The 4,059-nt window shown below is 67.7% G+C and carries 3 protein-coding genes; all 3 read left to right on the top strand.

Going from position 1 to position 4,059, the window contains the following annotated elements; genetic code table 11:
- The first annotated feature begins 920 nt into the window (after nucleotides 1-920).
- From GF399_02495 to GF399_02505, 3 genes are read left to right on the top strand one after another with little or no spacing between them, the layout of a single operon-like run.
- Complete coding sequence (locus GF399_02495) at nucleotides 921-1,448, top strand: hypothetical protein (protein ID MBD3399183.1); 528 nt, start codon at nucleotides 921-923, stop codon at nucleotides 1,446-1,448.
- On the top strand, nucleotides 1,420-3,747 hold the full coding sequence (gene feoB, locus GF399_02500) for a ferrous iron transport protein B (protein ID MBD3399184.1): 2,328 nt from the start codon (nucleotides 1,420-1,422) through the stop codon (nucleotides 3,745-3,747). The genes GF399_02495 and feoB overlap by 29 nt, the downstream gene beginning before the upstream one ends.
- A gap of 15 nt (nucleotides 3,748-3,762) precedes the next feature.
- On the top strand, nucleotides 3,763-3,933 hold the full coding sequence (locus GF399_02505) for a hypothetical protein (protein ID MBD3399185.1): 171 nt from the start codon (nucleotides 3,763-3,765) through the stop codon (nucleotides 3,931-3,933).
- Nucleotides 3,934-4,059: the final 126 nt, after the last annotated feature.

A 4,059-nucleotide genomic window follows, 5' to 3' on the forward strand; every position in this document is an offset into this window, starting at 1 on the left:
AAGGCCTACCACGGCGGTTTCAAGCACAAGTTCAGTCTCTTCATCAGGGAGATGGAGTTCAGATTCAACCAAAGAAACGATCCCGGCATGATAGACTACCTAAAAAGCATCCTGATTGGTCCATGATCGTGTGTGATCCCACTTGTTATTACTAGGATTAGACATATAGTACAAGCCGCAGCCCGGGTACATGCAAGCCGACTGCTATCTGGTTTTCCTTTAGTTCGCGCCCGTGTTAGCCGCTACCTTTCGCCTACTCGCTTGTGACAGCTAGGTGACGGTCATCGTTCGCATTATCAGCAGGTTATCAGCATGATCCGCTCCTGACGGGCGATACGACCCCTAACCTAATGCAATACTCTTCTGTTTAAGCTCAATCCGGGAGGCCGCGCCGGGAGTTCGCTCCAGCCGGCCCGGGTCTGAGAGCGCTTCCGTCGCCCTCCAGCCGGCTCGACAACGACGGCTAACCAGGCGTGGGTTGACTGAAAAGCCGGACTCGCGACAGGGCCAATCCGCTGAGGCCCGGACCGCTGACCCCCGAGTGGAATACTTCAGGCTCACTATCCGCCGCGCCTTGCCGAGCCGCCGGTTGATGAACCCGGCCGGGCAAAGAAAATAGCAGCGGGGGAGGGCCGACGGGTGTCGAGATTACCCGCGACGACGTGAGTTTAACCGCGCTGCTGACCCGAGCGTTTCCTCAGCCCCGGGACCGGGCCGGGAGCAGCGGGCGAACCAGGGGGCGTCAAGGGGGCTGGGTTGCGGGGGCGCTGGGGGGCTGGGTTGCGGGGGGGCTGGGTTGCGGCCCGTTTTAGCTTGCTTGGTCTGTAAGCACTTGGAAAACGGCACGGAAAACGGCACGTTGGACGACCGGCAGCCCGTTCCCCACTTTATGGTAGACTACCTCCTCAACCGATAACACCATGAACCACGGCACCCTCCTGAAAGGCCCGATGAGACGCCACCGTCAGCACCGCCGCCGTTTCATCGACGATATGCGCTCCAACGTCGATGACGCCCTCGAGGACGCCGTCAACGTCGACGTCGACGGCACCAGGGTCTCAATCAACATCAAGCTGCCCCCGGAGATCGGCAAGGCCGTCAAGGAGACCCTGGAGGGCGTCGGTCAATCCCTCGGCGAGGCCGTCAAGCACACCCTCTCCGACTGGCTGCGCGGCGCCATCGTCGACGCCCAGCCGCTGTCCAGCCTGGAGCCGGGGCAGCGCTTCCGCGTCGTCTTCATCCGCCACGGCTACCGCATGCGCCGCCGCCTGCGCGAGGTCGGCCTGCTGGTCGGCGCCGAGGCCGAACTCGTCGAGCGCTCCCCCCTGATCGTCAAGGTCGGCGACGCCCGTATCGGGCTGAGTTACGTCATGGGACGCCACGTGATGGTGCGTCCGCTGCCCGCCGCCCCCGACTGCGATGAGGCCCGCGGCGCCGAGAGCGCCTGAGGATAACGCCGCCCGGCAAGTCTGTCGCAACACGCCATGCGGGAGTAAGGTGATCGAGAAGAGCATCAAAGTGGCCATCGCCGGCAACCCCAACTGCGGGAAGACGGCGCTTTTCAACGCCCTGACCGGCGGCCGCCAGCAGGTCGGCAACTGGCCCGGCGTGACCGTCGAGCGCCGCATCGGCGCCGCCGAGTACGACGAGCACCAGCTCGAGATCGTCGACCTCCCCGGCACCTACTCCCTCTCACCTCTGACCCCGGACCAGGTCGTCGCCCGGGATTACATCGCCTCGGGCGAGCCCGATGTCGTTATCAACATCGTCGACGGCTCCAACCTGGAGCGCAACCTCTACCTGACCACCCAGCTCCTCGAACTCGGCGTGCCCCTGGTGGTGGCCGTCAACATGATGGACGTCGTCCACTCCCGGGGCGACGAGCTGGATTTCGCGCAGCTCTCCCACCTGCTCGGCTGTCCCGTCGTTCCCCTGGTGGCGGTGCGGGGCCGGGGCGTCGACGAGCTGCTCGCGGCCGTCCTCGAAGTCCGGCGGGGCAACTACCCGACCAAGAACGTCCAGGTCCATTACGGGATCGACCTCGAGGCCGCCGTCGCCGAGGTCGTCGCCTACCTGGAGGAGCATCCCGCCCTCGAGCTGGGCGGCCCGTCGCGCTGGCAGGCCGTCCGCCTGCTCGAGGGCGACGAGGAGTACACGGCGCGGCTGGAGGCCCACGGCGCCGAAGGTCAGCAGTTGCGCGAACTGGTCCGCCGCTTGCGCTCCCGCCTGCGCGGACTGCTGGGCGAGGAGCCCGGCGACCACTTCGCCGAGGCCGCCTACGGTTTCGCCGCCGGGGCCATCCGCGAGACACTGCGGCGCAACGTCCGCGGCCGCACCAGAACCACGGAGAAGATCGACAAGGTCCTGACCCACCGTATCTGGGGGCTGCCGATCTTCCTGGCGTTGATGTGGCTGATGTTCGAGGTCACCTTCACCCTGGGCGCCCCGCTGATGGACCTGCTGGAGAGCTTCTTCGCCTGGGCGGGTTCGGCCGTCGCCGCGACGATGGCGCCCGGCCTCTGGCGTTCCCTTGTCGTCGACGGCCTGATCGGCGGCGTCGGCGGGGTGCTGGTCTTCGTGCCCAACATCCTGCTGTTGTTCGTGATGATCTCGCTGCTGGAGGATTCGGGCTACATGGCCCGGGGCGCCTTCGTGATGGACCGCTTCATGCACAAGCTGGGTCTGCATGGCAAGAGCTTCATCCCGATGATCATCGGCTTCGGCTGCACCGTCCCGGCGGTGATGGCCGCCCGGACCCTGGAGAACCCCAAGGACCGCCTGGTGACCATCCTGACCGTGCCGCTGATGAGCTGCGGGGCGCGGCTGCCCGTCTACATCCTCCTCGCCGGGGCCTTCTTTCCGGACAACGCCGGGACGGTCATCTTCGGCGTCTACCTGCTGGGGGTGCTGCTGGCGGTGCTGGCGGCGCGCCTACTGCGGCGCACCGTGCTCAAGGGCGACCAGGACCCCTTCGTAATGGAGCTGCCCGCCTACCACGTGCCCACGGTCAAGGCCGTCCTGCTGCACGCCTGGCGCCGGGCCTGGATGTACATCAAGAAGGCCGGGACGATCATCCTCTTCGCCATGGTCGTCATCTGGGCGCTGACCGCCTTCCCCCGGGAGGCCCCCGACGCCGCGGACTTCGAGGCCGCCGAGCTGACCGCCGCCCGGGAGTACGCCGCCGTCGCCGGGTTCGCGCTGCCCGCCGACTTCGACCCCGGTGTGGGCGACCCGCTGCCCGCCGACCTCGCCGCCGGGGCGGACGTGGACGATCCCGCCCTGAGCGGCTACCGCAAGGAGCTGGAGCACCTGGCCGACCTGCGCGAGGCCTCGCGGCTGCGCAGTTCGCCCCTGGGGTACATCGGCCGCGGCCTGAGTTACCTCATGCGCCCCCTGGGCTTCGACTGGAAGATCTCCAGCGCCCTGGTGGCCGGTTTCGCCGCCAAGGAGATCGTCGTCGGCACCCTGGGGGTGCTCTACGCCATCGACGCCGAGGACGCCGAGAGCGGTGAGCTCCAGCAACTGCTGCGCGCGGACTGGGACGCCCGCACCGGCGGCAAGGGCTGGCTGATCGCCCTGCCGCTGATGGTCTTCGTCCTGATCTACGTCCCCTGCGTGGCCGTGCTGGCCGTCATCCGCCGCGAGACCGGCTCCTGGAAGTGGACCCTGTTCACCGTGGTCTACCTGACCGTCACCGCCTGGCTCGTCGCCGGAGCCGTCCGCCTCGTCGCCGGCCTGTTCACCTGAGCCGAAGGAAACCCGATGTCCATCCTCGGACCGCTCATCGCCGGCCTTATCTTGGTCGGTTCCGTCCTGGCCCTGCTGCTGACCCGACGGCCGGGCGGCGGCTCCGCCCTGGGCTGCGGCTCGCACTGCACCTGCCGTGACGGCGGCGAGTGCCGCAACGCCGAGGCCGACGGGGAGCCCCGATGAGCTGGCCCGGCTGGCTGCTGCTGGGCCTGGTCGCCGCCGGGGCCGTCGTCGGCCTGGCGCTGTTCATCCGCCGGGAGAAGCGCAACGATCCCTGCCGCGGCTGCCCCGGCTGCAGCCCCCGCTCCA

The sequence above is a fragment of the Candidatus Coatesbacteria bacterium genome, assembly GCA_014728225.1.
In the GTDB taxonomy this organism is placed as follows: domain Bacteria; phylum RBG-13-66-14; class RBG-13-66-14; order RBG-13-66-14; family RBG-13-66-14; genus WJLX01.

Coding starts and splice junctions, on each gene's coding strand:
- GF399_02505 (MBD3399185.1), top strand. CDS start 3,763: ATGTCCATCCTCGGACCGCTCATCGCCGGCCTTATCTTGGTCGGTTCC.
- GF399_02495 (MBD3399183.1), top strand. CDS start 921: ATGAACCACGGCACCCTCCTGAAAGGCCCGATGAGACGCCACCGTCAG.
- feoB (MBD3399184.1), top strand. CDS start 1,420: ATGAGGCCCGCGGCGCCGAGAGCGCCTGAGGATAACGCCGCCCGGCAA.